This window comes from Blautia sp. SF-50 (assembly GCF_900101315.1).
In the GTDB taxonomy this organism is placed as follows: Bacteria; Bacillota; Clostridia; order Lachnospirales; family Lachnospiraceae; genus Blautia_A; species Blautia_A fusiformis.
In genome coordinates this window covers 22097-45750 of record NZ_FMUW01000019.1, presented here as the reverse complement: position 1 = coordinate 45750, position 23654 = coordinate 22097, and the positions used below count along the sequence as shown (strand labels likewise).

Genomic DNA, 23654 nt, shown 5'->3' with positions numbered 1-23654 from the left:
TACGTGGAGGACGATCAATGAAATTATCTGAAGCAATGAGAGAAAAAATGCTGCTTTCTTTTGAACTTTTTCCGCCAAAGACAGAAAAAGGTATGGCAAACCTGCCGGGAACCATTGAACATCTCATGAAGTATAGACCGGAGTATATTTCCTGTACATACGGTGCCGGCGGCGGAAATGTCGGTGCCAACAGGGAAGTATGCCAGATGATCAGGAATGCAGGAACTGTTCCTGTAACACACTTCACAGTGATCAAGAACACAAAAGAAGGAATCAGACAGCAGTTGGAACAGTATCTGGCAGATGGTGTTGACCATATGCTGGCACTTCGCGGAGATATTCCACTTGGTGAGACAACAACCTGCGGAGATTTCAATTATGCGACAGACCTTGTTAAATTTGTCCGTGATGAATTTGGCGATAAGTTCGAGATCGCAGTAGCCGGTTCACCGGAAGGCCATATCGCATGCAGAAGCTTGGATGCTGATATTGCTGTTTTGAGACAGAAACAGGACAATGGTGCTGATTATATCATGACCCAGCTCTGCTGGGATATGGAACAGTTTAAATACTGGCTGGACGCTATCCGCGAGGCTGGAGTGACAATGCCTGTAGACGTTGGTGTAATGCCGATCCTGGATCAGGCAGCTACCATTAATATGGCTCTTTCACGTAACGGCTGTGTAATGGACAGTGAGCTTTGCAGGCTGATCTCCAGAAACTGGCTGTTCCCGAATCCGTTTAACGCTAAAGATGCTGATGGTAAACCATTTGACATGTTCTATGAGGACAAGGTTAAACGATTCAAAGAAGAAGGAATCGAATACACCATCAGACAGATCGATGAGTATCGCGCTCTTGGTGTTGACGGTATCCATCTTTATGCATTAAACAAATGGAAAGATGTATCCGAGATCATTGACAGATCCGGACTTCGTACACTTATCTAATCATCAACGAAATAAATAAGAATTCCGGCACGATGCGGAGGTGCCAGAACAGTATCAGGCACCTCCCTTATGCGCCGGCATAACAGATATAAAATCAGGAGGTGCCCGTTTTATGGCACATGTTATTGCAGTCGCCGGAAAAGGCGGCGTTGGAAAAACTACATTATGCGGAATGCTGATCCAGTATCTCTGCGAAAAGAAAAAAGGACCTGTACTGGCTGTAGATGCAGATGCCAATTCAAATCTGAATGAGGTTCTTGGCGTAGAAGTAGATACGACTCTTGGCGATGTCCGCGAGGAGATCGCACATGCTGAGATGACAGAGAAAAGCCCGATCCCCAAAGGAATGTCCAAGGCAGATTATGCGGAGGTACGTTTTGAGGATGCTCTTGCAGAGGAAGATGATTATGATCTTCTTGTAATGGGAAGAACCCAGGGAAAAGGCTGCTATTGCTTTGTAAATGGTCTGCTTCAGGCACAGCTTGCCAAATACCAGAAAAATTATCCGTATATTGTTGTGGATAACGAAGCTGGAATGGAACATATCAGCAGAGGAATCCTTCCAAGTATGGAGACAGCAATCCTTGTAAGTGACTGTTCCAGAAGAGGAGTACAGGCAGTTGGAAGAATAGCAGAGCTTATTAAGGAATGTGATATGAAGCCTTCCAGAGTGGGTCTTATTATCAATCGCGCACCAAAAGCAGAACTGAATTCCGGAATTCTTGAGGAAATCCGGAATCAGGGACTCGATCTGATCGGTGTGGTACCACAGGATGAAGCAGTTTATGAATATGACTGCGATGGTAAACCAACCGTTACTCTTCCTGAGGATAATCCGATGAGAAAAGCAGCTTTTGAAATTTTTGATAAATTAGGTTTATAATTAATATAAACCTTTTTTTAAAAAAGAGAATAACCCATGGGTGGGGATGGGTTCCTGCTCTGGGCTTATTATAAAAAGAAAAATAAAAATAGATGTGCTATTAAAGGAGGTCTATAATGAGTGAATTCAAATTAACTACAGTGGAGGAATTTGAAGCCGCTACAGCCCGTCTTCTCGAGACAGGTGCAAAGGTAGGAGCAGATGCATGGCAGATCCGTGCAAAGAACCAGACTCCGCACTGTAAATTCGGTGAGCAGGGTATTTGCTGCCGTATCTGTGCAATGGGACCGTGTCGTATTACACCGAAGGCTCCAAGAGGAATCTGCGGATGTGATGCTCATGGTATCGTAGGAAGAAACTTCCTTAAATTTACAGCCGGTGGTGCAGCTACTCACTCCGATCATGGTCGTGAGATCTGCCATACACTGTACTGTGCAAAAGAGGGCGGAAATTATCAGGTAAAAGATCCTGAGAAACTGCTTCGCATCGCTAAAGAGTGGGGCGTGGAAACAGAAGGCAAGGATATCTATGATCTGGCTCATGAGATGGCTGAGATCGGTCTTATGGAATATGGTAAACCGTTCGGATATCAGAGATTCCTTGACAGAATGCCTGCAGGACAGAAAGAAAAACTGATCGAGAACGAAATCGCACCACGTGCTATCGACCGTGAGGTTGCAAGCTCCCTGCATATGTCTCATATGGGATGTTCATCTCTTCCGGAGGCACTTGTAAAACAGTCTATTCGCTGCGGTATGGCTGATGGATGGGGCGGTTCCATGATGGGAACAGAGTTCTCTGATGTATTATTCGGAACCCCGAAGCCACTTGATACAGAGGCTAACCTTGGAGTAATGGTTGAAGAGAACGTAAACATTGTTGTACACGGACATGATCCGAGTCTTTCTGAGATGATCTGTGAGTATGCAGACAGCAAAGAAATGATCGATTATGCAAAATCTGTAGGAGCAAAAGGAATCACCGTTTCCGGTGTGTGCTGTACTTCTAACGAGGTAGCTATGCGTCGTGGTGTTCCGATGGCTGGTAACTTCCTGCAGCAGGAGAACGTAGTGCTGACAGGTGCCTGCGAGGCGATCGTAGTTGATGTTCAGTGTATCTTCCCTGCATTAGGACCTCTGAGCAAATGTTTCCATACTAAATTTGTTACAACTTCTCCGATCGCTCAGATGCCGGATTCTGAATTTATCAGATTCAACGCTGAGACAGCAGGAGAAAATGCAAAAGCAATCGTTAAGATGGCTATCGATAACTTCAAGAACAGAAAACCTGAGCTTGTACATATCCCACAGCTGAAACAGAAAGCTACTGTTGGTTATTCAGTAGAAGCGATCGTTAAAGTTCTTGATGGTGTTACAAACTCTCAGGTTGATGTAACAGGAACAACCAAACCATTACTTGAGTGCATCACTTCCGGTGTTATCCGTGGTGCTGTCGCTATGGTTGGATGTAACAATCCTAAGATCCGTCCTGACTATGCACATATCGAACTGATGAAGAAGTGTATCGCAAATGATATCATTATCATCGCTTCCGGATGTTCCGCACAGGCAGCTGCTAAAGCTGGTCTGATGGACAAATCCGCAAGAGATCTCTGCGGTGCAGGTCTGAAACGTGTCTGTGAGCTGGCTGATATCCCACCAGTACTTCATATGGGATCCTGCGTAGATATCTCCCGTATGATGATCCTGGCTGCTGAACTTGCAAAAGATGCAGGACTTCAGATCAATCAGCTTCCTGTAGTAGGATGTGCTCCTGAGTGGATGTCTGAAAAAGCTGTATCCATCGGTAACTACGTAGTTGGTACTGGTATTGATACATTCCTTGGCGTTGATCCATATGTTTCCGGTTCTTCAGAAATGTGCGAACTTCTTACAGAGGGAACAAGAAAATGGACAGGTGCTGCTTACACAGTAGAGACAGACATCGAGAAATTAGTTGATCTTATGATCGAGAGAATTGAAGAGAAGAGAACAGCATTAGGAATCTAATCCGTTGCGATCTTTAAAATGTTATAAAAGGTGGAAGACGTAAAATGAAAATAGCAGTAACCGGTAAAGGCGGAGTAGGAAAGACAACTTTCGCAGCAACACTTGCAAGACTATACGCAGATGAGGGAAAAAAAGTCCTTGCGGCGGATGTGGATCCGGATGCGAACCTGGGTCTTGCCCTTGGATTTGACGAGGAAACCTTGGATTCTATTGTTCCAATCTCAAAAATGCGTAAGCTCATAGAAGAACGCACCGGAGCCAACAGCCAGAATCAGTTTTATAAACTGAACCCAAAGGTAGACGATATTCCGGATACTTATGGAAAAACCTGTAATGGCGTAAAGCTGCTTGTCCTTGGAACTGTGGAAACAGGTGGAGGCGGATGCGTCTGTCCTGAACATGTGATGCTTAAAAGAGTGATCAATAACCTTGTGATCCACAGAGATGATGTGGTGATCATGGATATGGAGGCCGGCCTGGAACATCTGGGCCGGGGCACCACGGAGAGCATGGATGAATTTATTGTAGTGATCGAACCAGGGGCAAGAAGTGTACAGACATATAAGAATGTTAAACGTCTTGCAAAGGATCTGGGAGTTTCTCAGGTTAAGGTCGTGGCCAATAAGGTAAGAAATCCGGAGGATGAGGAATTTATCCGGAGTAAGATCCCGGCAGAGGATCTGCTTGGAATGATCCACTACAATACAGAAGTTATAGATGCTGATCGTCAGGGAAAATCTCCCTACGATTTCAGTGAAACTGTAACAGCTGAAATCAGAAAAATCAAAGACAAAATTGATCAGAATTCAATTCTGTAAAAATAGGAGGTATTACAGTGACTTTATTTGATAGAGTATTCGGCGGAAACGATGCTGTATATGGTTTAACAGAGGGTGCTATTGACGGCGCGATCGCTCAGTATGGCGAAGACAAAGCTGTCAGCTTCCCGAATACCGCTTACAGCCTTCCTTGCTACTATGCTGTAACAGGAACAAAAGTTACAACATTAAAAGAATTAAAAGAAGCTCTTGGCGTTGTAAAAACACTTATGACAAGAGAGAAAAGACTGAACGATGCATTCATGTCCGGTGTTGCTACAGCACTCTGCGCAGAGTTCATCGAGGTTCTGAAATATATCGACGGAGCAACTCCTTACGAAGAGCCATGCTATGGACATCTTGGTGATGCTGTTATCCGTGAGCTCGGTGTACCGCTTGTAACAGGCGATATCCCAGGCGTTGCTGTTATCCTTGGTGCTGCTCCTACTACAGAAGAGGGTGTTGCTCTTGTAAAGAGCTATCAGGCACAGGGTATCCTGGTAACACTTGTTGGCGGAATCATTGATCAGGTTGCAGAAGCCGGAATGAAGACAGGTGCCAACGTTCGTGTTATTCCTCTTGGAAAAGATGTTACATCTGTTGTTCATGTAGTTTCCGTTGCGATCCGTGCAGCTCTGATCTTCGGTAACGTAACACCTGGAGATGCAGGAACACTTATGAAATACACAATGGATCGTGTACCGGCATTTGTTAACGCATTCAAACCTCTGGATGATGTGATCGTAGCATGCGGTGCAGGCGCTATCGCACTTGGATTCCCGGTTGTTACAAATGAGACAGAGAATATCTTCCGTGTACCGAAGAGCCTTATCGTTCAGGAGGACGTAAGCAAATTTAACGCTACTTCTCTTGAGGCGCGTGATATTAAGATCAAGATCACAAATATTGATATTCCGGTTGCTTTCGCATCTGCATTCGAGGGTGAGATCATCCGTCGTAAAGATATGCAGGTTGAGTTCGATGGCTCCCGTGTAGACTGTGCAGAGCTTGTACAGACCTGTGATGCTTCTGAGATCGAGGATCACAAGATCACAGTAATCGGACCTGAAGTAGATGAGATGGAATTCGGCAGCAAGAACAGCATTGCATATGTTGTTAAAGTTGCAGGTAAGAATATGCAGTCTGACTTTGAGCCGGTTATCGAGCGTAAATTCCACAACTACATCAACTGTATCGAGGGTGTATACCATACAGGACAGCGTGATATGCAGCGTATCCGTATCAGCATTGATGCATTTAATGCAGGCTTCAGAATCAAACATATCGGTGAGGTTCTTTATGCATCTGTTAAGAATGAGTTCGATGCGGTTGTTGATAAATGTGAGGTTGTTATCTATACAGATCCTGCTGAGTGTACAAGAATCCGTCATGAGGTTGCAATTCCGATCTTTGACAAACGTGATGAGCGTCTTGATACTCTGACAGATGAGTCTGTTGACGTATATTACAGCTGTATCCTTTGCCAGGCATTCGCACCAAGCCACGTATGTGTAGTAACACCTGAGAGACTTGGTCTTTGCGGTGCGGTTTCATGGCTGGATGCAAAAGCTACACATCAGCTTGACCCAGCTGGTCCTTGCCAGATCATCACAAAAGAGCGTCCGATCGATGAGAATCTTGGTTCTTATGAGGACGTTGATGAGGCAGTTCAGAAATTCTCCCAGGGTGCTCTGGAGCACGTTACACTGTACTCCATCATGCAGGATCCGATGACTTCCTGCGGATGCTTCGAGTGTATCTGTGGTATCGAGCCATTCTCCAACGGTGTTGTTATTGCTAACCGTGAGTATGCAGGCATGACACCACTTGGAATGACATTCCCTGAGATGGCATCCATGACAGGTGGTGGAGTTCAGACACCTGGATTCATGGGACATGGTAAACATTTCATTTCCTCCAAGAAGTTCATGAAGGCTGAGGGCGGTATCGAGCGTATCGTATGGATGCCGAAAGAACTGAAAGAATTCGTAGCTGACAGACTTAATAAGACTGCAAAAGAGCTTTACGGAATCGATAACTTTACAGACATGATCGGTGATGAGACGATCGCAGAAGATCCGGAGACACTGGTTGCATTCCTTACAGAAAAAGGACATCCGGCTCTCGGACTTGATCCGATGATGTAATTTATCAGGGAGAAAGGATGTGCGGACATCCTTTCTCCTGCAAACTGTTAAAAAGTTTGTTGATTTTTTAACAGAAATATAGTGCTGCATCTTGCCAATAACTGGTGCTATGTAGTATAATATAAGAAGCTCTGTAGTTTTTTAATTATTATTTTTAAGGAGGCTAACGAAAAATGCCGTTTAATCAGAAACCACAAAAGTTCAATGCAAAGATTAATGCTGTCACAATCGGAAGCGGAGATAAGACTGTGACAATTGGTGGGGATTGTACATTCCCATTTTATTCCTTTGACGCAGAGTCAGAGAACTGCCCGAAGATCGGTGTAGAGATCTCTGATATGGGTCTTGAGGGCGTATCTGAAGGTATCAAAGCTTACTATGAAGGCGCTACTACAATGGCTGACATTGCTAAGAAAGCTGCAGCTATGGAGGGTGCTGACTTTGTTGCACTTATTCTTGAGGGCGGCGACCCGAACGGTGTTAACAAATCTATCGATGAGCTGATCGCAGTTGTTAAAGAAGTTGCAGATGCAGTTGACTGTCCACTGGTTGTAGAGGGCTGCAAGAATGTTGAGAAGGATGCAGAGCTCCTTCCGAAGGTTGCAGAGGCTCTTCAGGGCAGAAATGCACTGATCCTTTCCGAGAAAGAGGAGAACTACAAAGCGATCGGTGCAGCAGCAGGTCTTGCTTACAATCAGATCGTAGGCGCTGAGTCTGCCGTTGATATCAACCTTGCTAAACAGCTTAACGTTGTTACTACACAGCTTGGTGTAGATGCTAAGAAGATCGTTATGAATATCGGTAGTGCAGCAGTTGGTTATGGATATGAGTACGTAGTATCTACTATGGACCGTATCAAAGGTGCCGCTTTAGGCCAGAATGATAACATGCTGCAGATGCCTATTATTACACCTGTATCCGCTGAGACATGGAATGTTAAAGAGGCAATGGCTTCTGAAGCAGACATGCCGGCATGGGGACCACAGGACGAGCGTGGAATCGACATGGAAGTTGAGACAGCAGCAGCTGATCTTGCAGCTGGTTCTGATGCAGTTATCTTAAGACATCCGGAATCTGTTAAGACAATTTCCAAGCTGATCAAAGCACTTGCGTAATAAATAGGAGGATAAAGAGCTATGGCACTGAATGGTATTCAGATCTTTAAATTAACACCAAAGAAAAACTGTAAGGAATGTGGATGCCCTACATGTATGGCTTTCTCTATGAAAGTTGCACAGGGCGCTATGAAAATTGAGCAGTGTCCTCATATGTCCGAGGATGCATTAGCATCTCTTTCTGAGGCAACTGCACCGCCAATGAAAACTATCAAGATCGGAACAGGCGATGGAGAGTTTACACTTGGTGGAGAGACTGTTCTTTTCAGACATGAGAAGACATTTGTAAGCAAAACAAGATATGCCGTATCACTTTGCACATGCATGAGTGATGAAGAAGTAGAAGCAAAACTTGCAGAGATCCCACACGTTGACTATGATCGTATCGGTGAGAGAATGCATGTAGAGCTTGTGTATGTAAACTGCGATGAGAATGCAGATGCTGCAAAATTTACAGCACTTGTAGAGAAGGCTAAAGGTCTTGGAAGAACACTGATCCTTGGCTGTACAGATCCTGAGATCGCAAAAGCTGCCCTTGAAGTATGTAAGGACGGCAAACCGGTTCTTAACGGAGCAAACGCTTCCAACTACGAGGCAATGAGCAAGGTTGCTACAGATGCAGGCGTAGTTCTCGGTGTATCCGGTAAGGACATCAATGAGTTATATGATACTACAGCAGCTATTGAGAAACTTGGCAACAAGAATCTTGTACTTGATACAACAGGAGCTGACATCAAAGAGACCTTTGCAAATACTGTACAGGTTCGTCGTGCAGCTCTTAAGAATCAGGACAGAACATTTGGTTATCCTTCTATCGTTAACCTTGTTAAACTTGCGAAGGGTGACAAACATTTACAGGCAGCACTTGCTTCCATGTTTACTATGAAATATGGTTCTATCATCGTTATGGAGCAGATGACATATGCAGAGGCACTTCCGCTGTTCGGTCTTCGTCAGAACGTATTTACAGACCCGCAGAAGCCAATGAAGGTAGAACCGGGCATTTATCCTCTGAACGGAGCAGACGAGAATTCTCTCGTTGTAACAACAGTAGACTTTGCTCTTACATATTTCGTAGTATCTGGCGAGCTGGAGCGTTCCGGTGTTCCGCTTAACCTGGTGATCAATGATGCAGGCGGACTTTCCGTACTTACATCCTGGGCAGCAGGTAAATTCTCCGGAAACAGCATCTCCGAGTATATCAAAGAGAATGTTGAGCCGAAGGTTAAATGCAGAAGACTGGTTATTCCTGGTAAAGTAGCAGTTCTTAAGGGCGATCTTGAGGCTAAGCTTCCTGGATGGGAGATCATCGTAGGACCAAGAGAAGCAGTACAGCTTGTGAAATTCTTAAAAGACCTTGATGCATAAACTTAAGGTTTAAGAAATCAGCTGTCCGGCAATATCGCCGGCAGTTATAAACGGCTGTGCAGGTTTGCTGCACAGCCATATCCTACTAATATGTAAAGGAGAACACGAGTATGGCAAAATTTGTAACAATTGGGGAGAGACTTTCAACAACAGCACCGGCAGTAAATAAAGCATTTACTGAGAGAGATCCTGAGCCGATCATCAAAAGAGCAAAACAGCAGCTTGATGCGGGCGCTACATATCTTGATGTAAACATCGGACCGGCTGAGAACGATGGCGAGGACCTTATGAAATGGGCAGTACAGCTCCTTCAGTCTGAGTTTGACAATGTTCCGCTTGCTCTGGATACTACAAACCAGAAAGCTATTGAGGCTGGTATTTCCGTATACAACAGAAGCAAAGGTAAACCGATCGTAAACTCTGCAGATGCTGGAGACAGAATTTCCAATATCGACCTTGCAGCAGCTAACGATGCGATCTGTATCGCACTTTGCTCTTCCGGTATGGTTGCATCAGACAATGACGAGCGTATGATGCACTGCCAGAACATGCTTGAGAGAGGTCTTGGCCTTGGTATGGAAGCAGAGGATCTCTGGTTTGATCCGCTTTTCCTTGTTGTAAAAGGAATGCAGGACAAACAGATGGAAGTTCTTGAGGCAATCAAGATGTTCTCCGAGATGGGTCTGAACTCCACTGGCGGTCTTTCCAACAACAGTAACGGTATGCCAAAACATATCCGTCCGATCATGGACTCTGCTCTTGTAGCTATGGCTATGATGAATGGTCTTACATCTGCAATCGTTAACCCTAACGACCTTCGTCTTATGGAGACAATCAAATCCTGTGACGTATTCAAGGGTAACACACTTTACGCAGATTCTTACCTTGAGATCTAATTTGGCGTGTGAACAAAACAGGAGCGCTGTTTCAGAGGCTGGGGGCTTCGGCCTTCAGCCTCTTTTTTACTAATATAGTTTAGTCTAACTCCCAACGCCACAGGTGGAAGACGAATAACTTTTACGAGGCGAGAAAGGTGGTTGCCGAATGTTTAAGGTGACTTTTGCTTTTGAAAATGGCAGTACGGTAGAAGCATTTGCCAATGCGGGGGATAATTTACTGGAGGTTGCTCGTAGTGCCAATGTGGCTATCGATGCACCATGTTCCGGAAACGGAGCCTGTGGAAAATGTCGGGTACAGTTAAAAAGCGGAGAACTGGACTCAAAGAAAACTCTTCATATTTCGGATGAAGAATATGGCGCAGGCTGGCGTCTGGCCTGTATGAGCAAGATCAGTGCAGATGTGGAGGTTCTTGTTCCGGATATTGCATCCGCGTATAAGAGCCGAATGAAAGTGGCTGATTTGAGCTCAAAAGAAGAAATCGCTATTTTTGAAAATGCCAAGCATGAAGTTGAGATGGCTGGCATAGAACTTACAAACAGTCTTGATGTTGTGGAACTTCAGATGGATATTCCATCACTGGATGATACCATGCCGGATAATGAAAGACTGACCCGTGCACTTCAGAAGTTTATGAACCTGAAGCGTGTCAGAATTCCGTATGCGGTGCTTAAGAAGCTTCCGGATGTACTTCGTGAGAGTAAATTTTCTGTGAAGTGCGTGGTTCGTACAGCACCAAATGACATGTATGTTTATGATATTTTTGACAGTAAGAAAGATGTTGTGATCGGTGGTCTTGCTGTAGATATCGGTACCACAACCGTTTCTGCAGTCCTGATCAATATGGAAACAGGAGAGATCCTGGCCAAGAGTTCTTCCGGAAACGGACAGATCCGTTTTGGTGCGGATGTTATCAATCGTATCATCGAATCTCAGAAACCTGGCGGAAAGAAGAAACTTCAGGATGCAGTGATCAAAGAGACCATTAACCCGATGATCCATGAGATGTGCAGAAGCATTCATTTCCCGGAGGAACAGATCTACCGGATGTGTGTTGCTTCCAATACGACCATGAATCATCTGTTTGCAGGGATCAATGCGGATCCGCTTCGTATGGAACCGTATATTCCTACGTTTTTCAAAACAAATTCCTTGTTTGCATCGGATGTGGGAATTGAGATCAATCCGGATGCACATATTATCATGGCTCCGAATATCGGAAGCTATGTAGGTGGAGATATCACTGCCGGTACACTGGTAAGTATGATCTGGAACAGACCGGAATTTTCTCTGTTTATCGACCTTGGTACTAACGGAGAGCTTGTATTCGGTAATTCCGATTTTATGATGAGCTGTGCATGTTCCGCAGGTCCTGCCTTTGAGGGTGGAGATATCAGCTGCGGTATGCGTGCTACAGACGGTGCTATTGAGGCATGTACCATTGATAAAGAAACTATGGAGCCGACATATAAGGTTGTAGGCGAACCTGGAACCAAACCGGTAGGACTTTGCGGTTCCGGTATCATTGATGTGATCAGTGAACTTTTTATGACAGGAATCATCAATCCGAAGGGAAAATTTGTCCGTGAGGGCAAAAGAATCCGTCACGATCATTATGGCATGGGAAGCTATGTGATCGCGTTTGAGGAGGAAGCCGGTTCTGCCAAGGATGTTGAGATCACAGAAGTAGATATTGATAATTTTATCCGTGCCAAAGGTGCTATTTTCTCTGCAATCCGTACTATGCTGAATTCTCTTGATTTCGATGTGTCCATGATCGATGACGTATATGTTGCAGGTGGAATCGGAAGCGGGATCAATATGGCTAATGCAGTGCATATCGGAATGTTCCCGGATATCCCTCTTGAGAAGTTCCATTACATTGGGAACTCTTCTCTGACGGGTGCTTATCTGATGCTTCATTCCACATCAGCAGAGAAGAAAACCTATGAACTGGCTTCAAATATGACTTACCTGGAGCTTTCTACAGTTCCTACCTATATGGATGAGTTTGTAGGTGCATGCTTTATTCCGCATACGGACACAAATCTGTTTCCGTCTGTTATGGAAGAACAGCAGAAGAGATAAAGCAGACTAAAACAGCAGAGGTAAAACATGGCTTTTAGTATAAATGACTTGAATTATGAAAAAGACAGCAAAGAAAGAATGCCCTGGGAGCATTATACAGAGGAGTTCGCTAAGGCAGACCCGGCAGAAATTGCCGGACGTCTTTCACTTCCTTATGACGAAGAGAAGAAAGAATTGACTCTGAAATTCCTGGGAAGCGTTTATTATATTTCCTGGCCGGATTTTCAGGTAACTCATAAGGAAGATGATGCGGGATTTTATCCTCTTGAGGAAATGCATTATGCAAAGATCCTTGCTATCCGTTTTCTGCTGAACGGGAATGTATCTCAGGGAAGCGGAAGGTTTAAAACATACAGGGAAATGCCCTGGGGAGAGGTTTATCTCCGTCAGTTTGATGGCAGGTGCATCAAACGCCTGGCTTTCACATACGGAAACAGACTTAAGGATTTCAAGGAGATCATGGAACACATCCATGCGGTTCCCGTGGATCATGGAGATATTGCATACCAGGTGGAGATCTTTCCAGGATATGTAGTTCAGATGATCCTCTGGGAGGGGGATGATGAATTTCCGCCGTCCTCACAGATCTTGTTTTCTGATAATTTTCCGGTTTCCTTTGCGGCTGAGGATATGGCCGTTATGGGAGACGTTATCATTGGGTCTTTAAAGGCATTTCTGAAATGTCTTTAAAAATGAAAAATAGTTAAGAACAGGATGGGACCTGTTTTTATAGAGATGCAGTTTTAAGGGATTAAAAACTGTAAAAATACCTAAAGGGAGGTAACATTATGGGATTTAAAAGTGACATCGAAATTGCACAGGAGTGCGAAATGCTTCCAATTACACAGATTGCAGAGAAGGCAGGTATTGACGACAAATATCTGGAGCAGTACGGTAAGTACAAAGCAAAAATTGATTACAATCTGTTAAAAGAGAGTGACAAGAAAGATGGTAAGCTGATCCTCGTAACAGCTATCAACCCGACACCTGCAGGAGAGGGAAAAACAACAACAACCGTTGGTCTTGCAGATGCAATGCAGAAAATGGGCAAAAAAGTAATGGTAGCTCTTCGTGAGCCATCCCTCGGACCGGTATTCGGTGTAAAAGGTGGTGCAGCAGGCGGCGGTTATGCACAGGTAGTTCCGATGGAGGATATCAACCTTCACTTTACCGGTGACTTCCATGCGATCGGTGCGGCAAACAACCTTCTTGCAGCAATGATCGACAACCATATCTTCCAGGGTAATGACCTGAACATTGACCCGAGAAAGATCACATGGAGACGTTGCGTGGACATGAACGACCGTCAGCTTCGTAATGTAGTAGATGGTCTTGGCGGAAGAACAAACGGTATGCCTCGTGAAGACGGATACGACATTACAGTTGCATCTGAGATCATGGCAGTTCTTTGCCTCGCAAGTGACATCAAAGACCTGAAAGAGAGACTTTCCAGAATCATCATCGGATATACCTATGGTAAAGTTTCCGAGCAGAAACCGGTAACAGCTGGTGATCTTCATGCAGAGGGTGCTATGACAGCACTTCTGAAAGATGCCCTGAAACCAAACCTTGTACAGACACTGGAGCATGTTCCTGCAATCGTACACGGCGGACCATTCGCAAACATCGCTCATGGATGTAACTCCGTAACAGCTACAAAGATGGCTATGAAACTTGCAGATTATGCTATCACAGAGGCTGGATTCGGTGCTGACCTTGGTGCAGAGAAATTCCTTGACATCAAGTGTCGTATGGCAGGCCTTCATCCAAGCGCAGTTGTTATCGTAGCTACTGTTCGTGCACTGAAATACAACGGTGGTGTTCCGAAGGCAGATCTGAACAACGAGAACCTTGAGGCTCTTGAGAAAGGTCTTCCAAACCTTCTGAAACATGTAAGCAATATCAAGAATGTATACAAACTTCCATGTGTAGTTGCTATCAATGCATTCCCGACCGATACCAAGGCAGAGCTTGACCTGGTTGAGGCAAAATGTAAAGAGCTTGGCGTTAACGTTGCACTTTCCGAGGTATGGGCAAAAGGCGGCGAAGGCGGCATGAAGCTTGCTGAGGAAGTAATCCGTCTTGTTGAGGAGCCGAATGACTTCACATATGCTTATGAGCTTGAGGGATCCATCGAGGATAAACTGAATAACATCGTACAGAAAGTTTACGGTGGTAAGAAAGTTGTTCTTACAGCAAATGCTCAGAAACAGGCAAAACAGCTGGAAGCACTTGGATTTGGCAACTGCCCGATCTGTGTTGCTAAGACACAGTACAGTCTGACTGATGATCAGACAAAACTTGGTGCACCGACAGACTTTGAGGTAACAGTACGTAACCTGAAGATTTCCGCAGGTGCAGGATTCATCGTTGCTCTGACAGGTGAGATCATGACTATGCCAGGTCTCCCGAAAGTTCCGGCAGCAACCAAGATCGATGTAGATGAGACAGGTAAGATCACAGGTCTCTTCTAATCGGAACATAAGATCAAAAACAACCGGAGGGGGCTTTTTATAAAGCCCCCAATGGGCTCTAAAGAGTGCTAAAATAAGAATATAAGGAGGAGAGTCCTATGGGATTTTCTACCAGTACATGTACTGAATTTGTCGAGGTATTAAGCTCCAAGGCACCGGTTCCAGGCGGCGGCGGTGCATCTGCCCTTGTAGCTGCTGTTGGTACAGCTCTTGGAAACATGGTTGGAAGCCTTACTGTCGGTAAGAAAAAATATGCAGATGTAGAAGATGAAATGTGGGAGCTGAAAAAGAAATGTGATCAGCTTCAGAAAGATTTCCTTCATCTGATCGAGAGAGATGCGGAAGTTTTTGAGCCTCTTTCCAAGGCTTACGGAATGCCGAGAGAGACAGAAGAAGAGAAGGCTGAGAAGGCTCGAGTAATGGAAGCTGCCCTCAAGGAAGCATGCTCTGTTCCTATGGAGATCATGGAGAAATGCTGCGAGGCTATTGAACTTATCGTTGAGTTCGGAGCAAAAGGTTCTAAGCTTGCAATCAGTGATGCTGGTGTAGGTGCTGCATTCTGCAAAGCAGCTCTTAAGGGAGCAAGCCTGAATGTGTACATTAACACAAAATCTATGGCTGACCGTGCGTATGCAGAGGAATTAAACAAAAAAGCAGACGCTATGCTTGAGAAATATACAAAGATCGCAGACGAGACATTTGACAGTGTTCTCGGAAGACTGAAATAGGAGGAACCAGACAAATGGCAAAGCAGTTATTAGGTAAAGAAGTAACAGCGGCTCTCAATGAAAAGATCAAAGCGAACGTTGCAGAGCTTCAGGCAAAAGGTGTAGATCCTACACTTTGTATTATCCGTGTTGGTGAGAATCCAAGCGATATTTCCTATGAGAGAGGTGCTACAAAGCGCTGTGAGACTCTTGGTGTTGCATGTGAGAAAATTCTTCTTCCGGAGGATGTTTCCCAGGATGAGCTTCTTGCAACCATCGATAAAGTAAACAAAGATGACAAGATCCATGGAGTTCTTCTGTTCCGTCCGCTGCCAAAACATCTGGATCAGGCAGTGATCGAGAATGCACTTGCAGCAGAGAAGGATGTTGACTGTATGACAGATCTTTCCATGTCTGGTGTATTTACAGGCAAGAAGATCGGATTCCCGCCATGTACACCGCAGGCATGCATGGAGATCCTTGATCACTATGGAATCGACTGCACAGGCAAAAAAGCGGTTGTTATCGGAAGAAGTCTTGTAGTTGGTAAACCGGCTGCCATGATGCTTGTTAAGAAAAATGCGACAGTAACGATCTGCCATACAAGAACCGTTGATATGCCGTCTGTTGCAAAAGAGGCGGATATCGTCATCGTTGCAGCTGGTCGTGCTGGTGTTGTCGGCGCTGATTATGTCAGAGAGGGACAGACTATTATCGATGTTGGTATCAATGTCAATGCAGAGGGCAAGCTTTGTGGTGATGTTGATTATGCGGCAGTTGAGCCAATCGTTGATGCGATCACACCGGTTCCTGGCGGAGTAGGAAGTGTTACAACTTCTGTTCTTGTAGGTCATGTGGTTGAAGCTGCAATGAGAAAAGCGCAGTAATAACAGTAATAAAGGGTTGATCATTTATATATGTACAGATTCCGAAATAGTTTTTGTTTACGGATGATGGTACTTGCAGGCGTTCTGGTGTTCGGAACGCCTGCAGGTGTTTTGGCAGAGGAAGCGGATCATTCTATGGAGGGTCAGATTTCGAAGCCTCAGTCATCTGGAGAGAGTGATACAGAGGGTTTTGTGGATGATTCCACAGATAATACTTATGGATATTATACGATCATGGGGTGTACCACAGTGGATGCGGAGGATATGGTAGTGCAGTATGAGGCGCAGAATGTGGAGTATCCTTCCGGCATCCTGACGGAGGGTGGTGCACCGGATATTGATACGTTTTGCACGATTGTGATAGAGGAAGCGGATGCGGAGGGCGTCCGTGGAGAGGTTGTTTTTGAGCAGGCCATGCTTGAGACCGGATGGCTTCAGTTTGGTGGGGATGCCAGTGCGGTGCAGTTTAATTTTTCGGGGCTGGGAACTACCGGTGGTGGTGTTGCCGGTAATTCTTTTCCTGATGTAAGGACGGGGATCCGGGCGCAGGTGCAGCATTTGAAGGCTTATGCTTCTTCGGAGGAGTTGAACCAGGCTTGTGTGGATAACCGTTTTCAGTATGTGACCCGGGAGAGCGCACCTTATGTGGAATGGCTTGGGATTCAGGAGAATCCTTACGGCGGCGGTTGGGCCGCCGGGAGAAGCTATGGATATAAGCTTAGGAGTCTTCTGGCGGAGTTGAAGGGGGAGGAGTATACCTGGCCGGAGAGTACGGAGACGGTGGAGAAGTAGTGGTGGTGGCGAACGGGACGGCCCGGAAGGGAGTGCGGTTCTGTCCGCGGCCGGGCTTCGTCGGCGGCTGGATCTAAGGCGCCGGGATTCTGCTAAAACCATTTTCCAAAAGCCAGAACTCGCGGCTTTTTGCCGCTCAGACAGCTGGCTTTTGAAAAATAACGCAGAAGTCCCGCCGCCTAAGATCCAGCACACCTCCTGCAGAGTCGTCCGCAGACAGAACCGCACTCCCTTCCGGGCCTGTGCGTTGGCGGTGTTAGGTTGTCTGGCTATGGGGAAGGATGTGGATGAGGGATGGAGGCGGGCTTTGCCCTGTCCTGGTTGATAAAAAATGGAGATGTAACCTGGATTTTTAATCATCTAGGTTGCATCTCCGTTTTTTATTTAATAATGCTTAAAAAGTATTTCGATATATTGGGGGTATTTAGTTCAACTCCAGGTTTTCCAGTTCCTGTGAGGGGAGTTTTGGTTCTGAGCTGTCTACGTATTTTTTGAGGGCCTTGGAGGTTTTTGCGAAGCCGGCGTTGGTTCCGGCGCCTCCGATGCAGCCTCCGGGGCAGGCCATTCCTTCGATCATGCAGTTTTTGATCTTGCCGGCTTTTGCCAGAGTGAGGACTTTTTTGCATTCGGCAAGGCTTTCTGCGTGTTCGATGTGGACTGGTACATCGGGATAGTATTCCTTCAGACAGTTTTCGATGGCTCCGGCTACGCCGCCTGCAATGGCGTAGCCTCGTCCTGCTGCGGTTGCGGCCTGGGTTTCTTCCGGGAGCTCTTCGCAGGTGGATGGGGTGATGCTTTTGGCGTCGAACAGGCCCCAGAGTTCCTCGAAGGTGATCACGAAGTCTACATCACTTCTTACGGAATGTCGCATGGCTTCCAGTTTTTTGGAGGCGCATGGTCCGATGAAGACTACTTTCGCATGGGGGTGCTCTTTTTTTACGATCCGGGCAGTTGCCACCATCGGGGTCAGCTCCTGGGAGATGTTGTCGATCATAGCCGGGAAGTATTTCTTTGCCATGACGGACCAGGACGGGCAGCAGGAAGTGAGGAGGAACGGGAGGTTGCCGGTGGCTACTTCTTTGGCGTAGTGGTGTGCCTCAGAGATGCAGCCGATGTCTGCGCCCAGTGCTACCTCGTAAATGTTTGAGAAGCCCAGCTGTTTAAGGGCGGAGCGGAATTTGCCCGGGGTGACGTCTTCGCCGAACTGGTTGATGTAGGCGGGGGCGATTTCTGCAATGATCTCAGTTCCTTCTCGAAGGGCGTGGGACAGCTGGAAGATCTGGGATTTGTCGGAGATAGCTCCGAATGGACAGCTGACCATGCACATGCCGCAGGATACGCATTTATCCTGGTTGATGGAGGCGCGTCCCTGTTCATCGCTCTCGATGGCTTTTACACCGCAGGCACGTTCGCAGGGGCGTTCTTTATGGGCGATGGCATCGTAAGGACAGACAGCTTTGCATCTTCCGCAATGGATACATTTGTCCTGGTCGATGAAGGATTTTCCGTTTACCATGGAAATGGCGCCTTTGGGGCAGGTGAGTAAACAGGGATGTGCGACACAGCCGCGGCACATGTTGCTGACTTCGTATTTGTTGGATTCGCATGCGGAACATGCGGAAGGGATCACCTGCATAAGAGGTGGTTCATAATATTTCTCGTCAATGTTGCTGGCCTTCACGCCATCGGTAAGGTGGACGGAACGATTTTCCGGGCGGAGGGAAAGTCCCATGGCCAGACGGACACGTTCGCTTGCAACAGCTCTTTCACGATAGATGCTTTCGCGGTATTTCGCGCGTTCCTCTACAATATTGTAGGGAATGGATTCGATATCATGGATCATTGATTCGTCCGTGGATTCAAATCCGATCTTAGCAATTTCGGTAAAAATCTTTCGCCGGATCTGTTTTACTGGTGTGTCAAGATTTCGCATAGATGTTCTCCTTTACAAAATAAATTAATTAAATGTTTTCCACGCACTTTTTATCTATCTTAAAGTAATTGAGAAATAAAATCAATAACCGGCTTTAATGTTTTGGGGCAGAAACAAAGAGCAGATTTGTATCTTTATTATCAAGGCTGTTAAAAATTGAACATATTTTATGGAAAATAGATACAAAATCAGTAAGCCACTGTAAACATTTCAATATATTCTGAAAAAAGCAAAAAAACCGCTTGTGAAAAATGACCATATAAGTTATAATTAAAGGCATGAAATAGTGCAAAATAATGATTTGTATAAATGCGCGGCACTGACAGAGTGTTAAAGCATTAACCTGTAGTGGAACAGGTTGATCAAGTGGAAAATCTATGAGAAACAAGGAGGGAACCGAATGTTAGACCAGACGTATTACAGAAAAACGGACGAGATCATCGAGCACTACGGCCGGAAAGCTGCATCACTGATTCCGATCATGCAGGATATTCAGGCTGAGTACCGTTATCTTCCGGGAGAGCTTCTTACTTATGTTGCGGAACAGATTGGTGTAAAAGAAGCGAAGGCGTACAGTGTAGCTACTTTCTATGAAAACTTTTCCTTTGAGCCGAAGGGCAAGTACATCATCAAGGTATGTGACGGTACTGCCTGTCATGTACGTAAGTCCATGCCTGTAAAGGAAGCAATGCTGAAGGAACTTGGACTGAGTCATAAGAAGCATACTACAGATGATATGATGTTTACCGTTGAGACAGTTTCCTGTCTTGGTGCCTGCGGACTTGCACCGACACTGACTGTAAATGATGAAGTTCACCCGAAGATGACTCCTGAGAAGGCTGTTGAGCTTTTAAATGAATTGAGAGGTGAGAGCGTATGAGTATAACCAGTATGGAAGATCTGAAAAACAAACAGGCTGAGGTTAAGAAGAATCTTGATGGCTATACCTGCCGTGTTCTCGTCTGTTCCGGTACCGGATGTATTGCTTCCGGTGCTCAGAAGATTTATGAAGAAATGTCAAGACTCTGTGAGGGAATCGAGGGTGTTGCGGTTGAGATGCAGAAGGATGTTCCTCATGTAGGAATCGTTAAGACCGGATGCCAGGGCTTATGTGAACTTGGTCCTCTTATGAGAATTGAGCCCTATGATTATCAGTATGTACATGTTCAGGTAGACGACTGTCGCGAGATCGTAGAGAAGACCGTGATCTGCGGACTGCCTGTTGAGCGTCTGTTTTATCGTCATAATGATGAGGCCTGTCCACATCCCAGTGACATTCCGTTCCTGAACCAGCAGACAAGGATCGTTCTTGAGAACTGTGGCAAGATCGATGCAGAGTCCATTGATGAATATATTTCCGTAGGCGGATTTTCCGCTATGGCGAAGGCTTTCTTTGAGATGACCCCACAGGGTGTTATCGACGAGATCTCGAAGTCTGGTCTCCGCGGCCGTGGCGGTGCAGGCTTCCCTGCAGGCAAGAAATGGTCACAGGTTGCACGCCAGCCGGAAAAAGTCCGTTATGTAGTATGTAACGGTGATGAGGGTGACCCGGGAGCATTTATGGATGGTTCCGTAATGGAAGGTGATCCTTACAAGATGATCGAGGGTATGGTGATCGCTGCCTATGCAGTAGGTGCAGAAGATGGTTATATTTATGTGCGTGCCGAGTATCCTCTTTCTGTACAGAGACTTCGAATGGCTATTGAGCAGGCAGAGTCCTATGGCCTTCTTGGTGATAATATCCTTGGTTCCGGTATTAATTTCCACTTACATATCAATCGCGGTGCCGGAGCGTTCGTATGTGGTGAAGGTTCTGCCCTGACTGCTTCTATCGAAGGCAACAGAGGTATGCCTCGAGTAAAACCTCCGAGAACGGTTGAGCAGGGCCTGTGGGGTAAACCTACGGTTCTGAATAACGTAGAGACTTATGCCAACGTACCGAAGATTATCCTTCAGGGAGCAGACTGGTTCCACACCATCGGTACAGAGGGAAGCCCTGGAACCAAGACTTTCTCACTTACCGGTTCCATTGAGAACACCGGTCTTATCGAGGTTCCAATGGGAACAAGCCTCCGTCATATCATTTATGACATCGGTGGTGGTCTTAAGAGTGGTGCTGCATTTAAGGGTGTACAGATCGGTGGTCCTTCCGGTGGATGTCTGATCGACGATCAGATCGATCATCCGCTTGATTTTGATTCTGTTAAGAAGCTGGATGCCATCATGGGTTCCGGTGGACTTGTTGTTATGGATGAGAATACCTGTATGGTAGAGGTTGCGCGTTTCTTCATGAGCTTTACACAGCGTGAGAGCTGTGGTAAATGTGTTCCCTGCCGTGAGGGTACCAAACGTATGCTTGAGATCCTGGAGAGAATCGTCGCAGGTAAGGGTGAGCTTTCCGATCTGGATGAGCTGGAAGAGCTTGCAAACATGGTTCAGAGCATGGCCCTGTGCGGACTCGGTAAGAGTGCACCGCTTCCGGTCATCAGTACTCTGAAGCGTTTCCGTGACGAATATGTAGAGCATATCGTAGATAAAAAATGTCGTGCGAAGGTCTGCACGGCGCTCCGTCAATTCCATATCAATCCTGAGTTCTGTATCGGCTGCGGCAAGTGTGCAAAGAACTGTCCGACTGGTGCGATTTCAGGAAAGATCAAGCATCCACATGTAATCAACAATGACGTATGTATCAAATGCGGATCCTGTAAGGATAACTGTAACTTTGATGCGATTTATGTGGAAGCATAGAAGGGAGGATATCTTATGGGTACAATGACAATTGACGGAAGAAAAGTAGAATTTACTGACGAAAAAAATGTCCTGACAGTCATCAGGAATGCCGGTATCAATATCCCCACACTGTGCTATCATTCAGAGGTTTCCACCTTTGGTGCCTGTCGTCTCTGTACAGTTGAGGATGACAGAGGCAAAACATTTGCCTCCTGTTCCGAGCAGCCGAGAGACGGAATGGTTATCTATACCAACTCCGGTCGTATTAAGAAATATCGTAAACTGATCGTGGAGCTGCTTCTTGCAGCACATTGCCGTGACTGTACAACCTGTGTAAAGAGCGGCGAATGTATCCTGCAGGAGCTGGCACATCGCCTTGGCGTGCGGGATATCCGTTTTGAAAATACAAGAGAACAGCACGAGATCGATGACAGTTCACCGTCCATCATCCGTGATCCGAACAAATGTATCCTCTGCGGCAACTGTGTACGTGCCTGCGAGGAACTTCAGGGAATCGGAGCTCTTGGATTCGCATTCCGTGGAACAGAGGCCATGGTTATGCCTGCATTCAATAAAAAGATTGCTGAGACACAGTGTGTAAACTGTGGTCAGTGCCGTGTTTACTGTCCGACAGGAGCCATCTCCATTCGTACACATATGGATGAGGTTTGGGATGCACTTGCGGACAAGGATACCCGTGTGGTTGCCCAGATCGCGCCGGCAGTCCGTGTAGCAGTTGGTGATCACTACGGCCTCACAAAGGGCAGGAGCGTTATGGGCAAGATCGTCAACGCACTCCACAGAATGGGCTTTGATGAAGTATACGATACCACATTCAGTGCCGATCTTACTATTATGGAAGAGACCAAGGAGTTCTTAAACAGAGTAGAGAAGGGTGAGAACCTTCCGCTTCTGACCTCCTGCTGTCCTGCATGGGTGAAGTTCATCACAGATCAGTATAAGGAATATGTTCCGAACATTTCTACCTGCCGTTCCCCACAGGGAATGATGTCTGCGGTTATCAAGGAATACTTCCGTGATCCGGAGCATGCAGCAGGCAAGAAGACCGTTATGGTTTCCATTATGCCATGTACAGCCAAGAAGGCAGAGGCAATCCGCCCCAACAGCTTTACCGATGGCGAGCAGGATACCGATATCGTTATCACAACCACAGAGCTTCTCCGCATGATCGATAACTTTGGTCTTGATTTTGCAACACTGGATCCGGAAGCATGCGATATGCCGTTTGGATTTGGTTCCGGCGGTGGCGTTATCTTCGGTGTTACCGGTGGTGTTACCGAGGCAGTTCTTCGAAGACTGAGCCCGGATCACAGCAAGGAAGCCATGCATGAGATTGCAGAGTGCGGTGTTCGTGGTGAAGAGGGAATCAAGGAATTTACCGTACCGTACAAGGGAATGGATATCAATGTATGCGTAGCCAGTGGCCTTGCAAATGCAAGAACCGTTATGGAACGTGTAAAGAACGGCGAGGCAAACTATCATCTGATCGAGGTTATGGCATGCCGCCGTGGATGTATCATGGGTGGAGGTCAGCCGACCAGATCCGGTGACAGAACCAAGGCAGCCAGAGCAAGAGGTTTGTACAATGCAGACAATACCATGATCATCAAGAAATCCGATGAGAACCCACTGGTTCTGGAGCTTTATGAGGGACTCCTCAAAGGCAAAGAGCATCATCTGCTTCACAATGAGTTCTATATCAAAGACTGATATGAGGAATACAAAGAGCTGCTGTTCCCGGTGAACAGCAGCATATAAGAAGCCTTCCGGGCATATACTGTGGTATGCGGGAACTGTCTTTTTTAAGACGTTTCCCGGAACTTACAGGCCAGTAT

18 protein-coding genes are annotated in these 23654 nt (G+C 46.1%); 17 read left to right on the top strand and 1 reads right to left on the bottom strand.

Translation table 11 applies throughout. From position 1 onward, the window contains the following. Positions 1-17: 17 nt before the first annotated feature. The 14 genes from BLP57_RS12130 (at position 18) to BLP57_RS12065 (ending at position 17135) form a co-directional block, all read left to right on the top strand. The gene (locus tag BLP57_RS12130) at positions 18-950 is read left to right on the top strand and encodes a methylenetetrahydrofolate reductase (RefSeq protein ID WP_059085931.1); all 933 of its coding nucleotides are present in this window, start codon (positions 18-20) and stop codon (positions 948-950) included. A gap of 112 nt (positions 951-1062) precedes the next feature. After that, complete coding sequence (locus tag BLP57_RS12125; protein ID WP_021975845.1) at positions 1063-1833, top strand: ATP-binding protein; 771 nt, start codon at positions 1063-1065, stop codon at positions 1831-1833. Between the two features lie 116 nt (positions 1834-1949). Continuing rightward, on the top strand, positions 1950-3842 hold the full coding sequence (gene cooS / locus BLP57_RS12120; protein ID WP_021975846.1) for an anaerobic carbon-monoxide dehydrogenase catalytic subunit: 1893 nt from the start codon (positions 1950-1952) through the stop codon (positions 3840-3842). Between the two features lie 44 nt (positions 3843-3886). Next, positions 3887-4660 carry an ATP-binding protein gene (locus BLP57_RS12115; protein ID WP_015525298.1) on the top strand — a complete coding sequence of 258 codons (774 nt, stop codon included), beginning with the start codon at positions 3887-3889 and terminating at the stop codon, positions 4658-4660. A 17-nt stretch (positions 4661-4677) separates the two neighbouring features. Then, a complete protein-coding gene (gene acsB, locus BLP57_RS12110) occupies positions 4678-6807 on the top strand; it encodes an acetyl-CoA decarbonylase/synthase complex subunit alpha/beta (protein ID WP_092072021.1) in 2130 nt (709 codons plus the stop codon). A gap of 173 nt (positions 6808-6980) precedes the next feature. Further along, the gene (gene acsD / locus BLP57_RS12105; protein WP_015525297.1) at positions 6981-7922 is read left to right on the top strand and encodes an acetyl-CoA decarbonylase/synthase complex subunit delta; all 942 of its coding nucleotides are present in this window, start codon (positions 6981-6983) and stop codon (positions 7920-7922) included. Positions 7923-7943: 21 nt separating this feature from the next. Beyond that, complete coding sequence (gene acsC, locus BLP57_RS12100) at positions 7944-9290, top strand: acetyl-CoA decarbonylase/synthase complex subunit gamma (protein ID WP_015525296.1); 1347 nt, start codon at positions 7944-7946, stop codon at positions 9288-9290. A 110-nt stretch (positions 9291-9400) separates the two neighbouring features. Continuing rightward, on the top strand, positions 9401-10186 hold the full coding sequence (gene acsE, locus BLP57_RS12095) for a carbon monoxide dehydrogenase/acetyl-CoA synthase methytransferase subunit (RefSeq protein WP_015525295.1): 786 nt from the start codon (positions 9401-9403) through the stop codon (positions 10184-10186). A 148-nt stretch (positions 10187-10334) separates the two neighbouring features. Beyond that, entirely contained in the window at positions 10335-12275 is a 1941-nt protein-coding gene (gene acsV / locus BLP57_RS12090) for a corrinoid activation/regeneration protein AcsV (protein ID WP_092072018.1), read from the top strand. A 27-nt stretch (positions 12276-12302) separates the two neighbouring features. After that, positions 12303-12965: a DUF3786 domain-containing protein gene (locus tag BLP57_RS12085; protein WP_059085927.1), complete on the top strand. Its 663-nt coding sequence runs from the start codon at positions 12303-12305 to the stop codon at positions 12963-12965. 98 nt (positions 12966-13063) lie between these two features. Continuing rightward, positions 13064-14749: a formate--tetrahydrofolate ligase gene (locus tag BLP57_RS12080; RefSeq protein WP_015525292.1), complete on the top strand. Its 1686-nt coding sequence runs from the start codon at positions 13064-13066 to the stop codon at positions 14747-14749. Between the two features lie 98 nt (positions 14750-14847). Continuing rightward, positions 14848-15477, top strand: coding sequence for a cyclodeaminase/cyclohydrolase family protein (locus tag BLP57_RS12075; RefSeq protein WP_021651423.1), 630 nt, complete (start codon positions 14848-14850; stop codon positions 15475-15477). Positions 15478-15491: 14 nt separating this feature from the next. Further along, the gene (locus BLP57_RS12070; RefSeq protein ID WP_015525289.1) at positions 15492-16343 is read left to right on the top strand and encodes a bifunctional 5,10-methylenetetrahydrofolate dehydrogenase/5,10-methenyltetrahydrofolate cyclohydrolase; all 852 of its coding nucleotides are present in this window, start codon (positions 15492-15494) and stop codon (positions 16341-16343) included. Positions 16344-16406: 63 nt separating this feature from the next. Next, on the top strand, positions 16407-17135 hold the full coding sequence (locus tag BLP57_RS12065; protein ID WP_092072015.1) for a glucosaminidase domain-containing protein: 729 nt from the start codon (positions 16407-16409) through the stop codon (positions 17133-17135). A 424-nt stretch (positions 17136-17559) separates the two neighbouring features. Here BLP57_RS12065 and BLP57_RS12060 read toward each other — a convergent pair whose 3' ends face one another. After that, the gene (locus BLP57_RS12060) at positions 17560-19068 is read right to left on the bottom strand and encodes a 4Fe-4S dicluster domain-containing protein (RefSeq protein ID WP_092072010.1); all 1509 of its coding nucleotides are present in this window, start codon (positions 19066-19068) and stop codon (positions 17560-17562) included. 400 nt (positions 19069-19468) lie between these two features. Here BLP57_RS12060 and BLP57_RS12055 point away from each other — a divergent pair, with 400 nt between their 5' ends. The 3 genes from BLP57_RS12055 to BLP57_RS12045 are packed head-to-tail and all read left to right on the top strand — an operon-like array spanning position 19469 to position 23529. After that, complete coding sequence (locus BLP57_RS12055; RefSeq protein ID WP_015525285.1) at positions 19469-19948, top strand: complex I 24 kDa subunit family protein; 480 nt, start codon at positions 19469-19471, stop codon at positions 19946-19948. Further along, positions 19945-21816 (top strand): NADH-quinone oxidoreductase subunit NuoF, encoded by a 1872-nt coding sequence (locus BLP57_RS12050; protein WP_021653014.1) that lies wholly within the window; start codon positions 19945-19947, stop codon positions 21814-21816. Before BLP57_RS12055 ends, BLP57_RS12050 begins: the two co-directional genes overlap by 4 nt. A gap of 15 nt (positions 21817-21831) precedes the next feature. After that, entirely contained in the window at positions 21832-23529 is a 1698-nt protein-coding gene (locus BLP57_RS12045) for a [FeFe] hydrogenase, group A (protein ID WP_015525283.1), read from the top strand. Positions 23530-23654: the final 125 nt, after the last annotated feature.

Excerpts from the sequence above, each read along its gene's own strand:
- BLP57_RS12130 (WP_059085931.1), top strand. The coding sequence starts at position 18 with ATGAAATTATCTGAAGCAATGAGAGAAAAAATGCTGCTTTCTTTTGAA.
- BLP57_RS12125 (WP_021975845.1), top strand. The coding sequence starts at position 1,063 with ATGGCACATGTTATTGCAGTCGCCGGAAAAGGCGGCGTTGGAAAAACT.
- cooS (WP_021975846.1), top strand. The coding sequence starts at position 1,950 with ATGAGTGAATTCAAATTAACTACAGTGGAGGAATTTGAAGCCGCTACA.
- BLP57_RS12115 (WP_015525298.1), top strand. The coding sequence starts at position 3,887 with ATGAAAATAGCAGTAACCGGTAAAGGCGGAGTAGGAAAGACAACTTTC.
- acsD (WP_015525297.1), top strand. The coding sequence starts at position 6,981 with ATGCCGTTTAATCAGAAACCACAAAAGTTCAATGCAAAGATTAATGCT.
- acsC (WP_015525296.1), top strand. The coding sequence starts at position 7,944 with ATGGCACTGAATGGTATTCAGATCTTTAAATTAACACCAAAGAAAAAC.
- acsE (WP_015525295.1), top strand. The coding sequence starts at position 9,401 with ATGGCAAAATTTGTAACAATTGGGGAGAGACTTTCAACAACAGCACCG.
- acsV (WP_092072018.1), top strand. The coding sequence starts at position 10,335 with ATGTTTAAGGTGACTTTTGCTTTTGAAAATGGCAGTACGGTAGAAGCA.
- BLP57_RS12085 (WP_059085927.1), top strand. The coding sequence starts at position 12,303 with ATGGCTTTTAGTATAAATGACTTGAATTATGAAAAAGACAGCAAAGAA.
- BLP57_RS12080 (WP_015525292.1), top strand. The coding sequence starts at position 13,064 with ATGGGATTTAAAAGTGACATCGAAATTGCACAGGAGTGCGAAATGCTT.
- BLP57_RS12075 (WP_021651423.1), top strand. The coding sequence starts at position 14,848 with ATGGGATTTTCTACCAGTACATGTACTGAATTTGTCGAGGTATTAAGC.
- BLP57_RS12070 (WP_015525289.1), top strand. The coding sequence starts at position 15,492 with ATGGCAAAGCAGTTATTAGGTAAAGAAGTAACAGCGGCTCTCAATGAA.
- BLP57_RS12065 (WP_092072015.1), top strand. The coding sequence starts at position 16,407 with ATGATGGTACTTGCAGGCGTTCTGGTGTTCGGAACGCCTGCAGGTGTT.
- BLP57_RS12060 (WP_092072010.1), bottom strand. The coding sequence starts at position 19,068 with ATGCGAAATCTTGACACACCAGTAAAACAGATCCGGCGAAAGATTTTT.
- BLP57_RS12055 (WP_015525285.1), top strand. The coding sequence starts at position 19,469 with ATGTTAGACCAGACGTATTACAGAAAAACGGACGAGATCATCGAGCAC.
- BLP57_RS12050 (WP_021653014.1), top strand. The coding sequence starts at position 19,945 with ATGAGTATAACCAGTATGGAAGATCTGAAAAACAAACAGGCTGAGGTT.
- BLP57_RS12045 (WP_015525283.1), top strand. The coding sequence starts at position 21,832 with ATGGGTACAATGACAATTGACGGAAGAAAAGTAGAATTTACTGACGAA.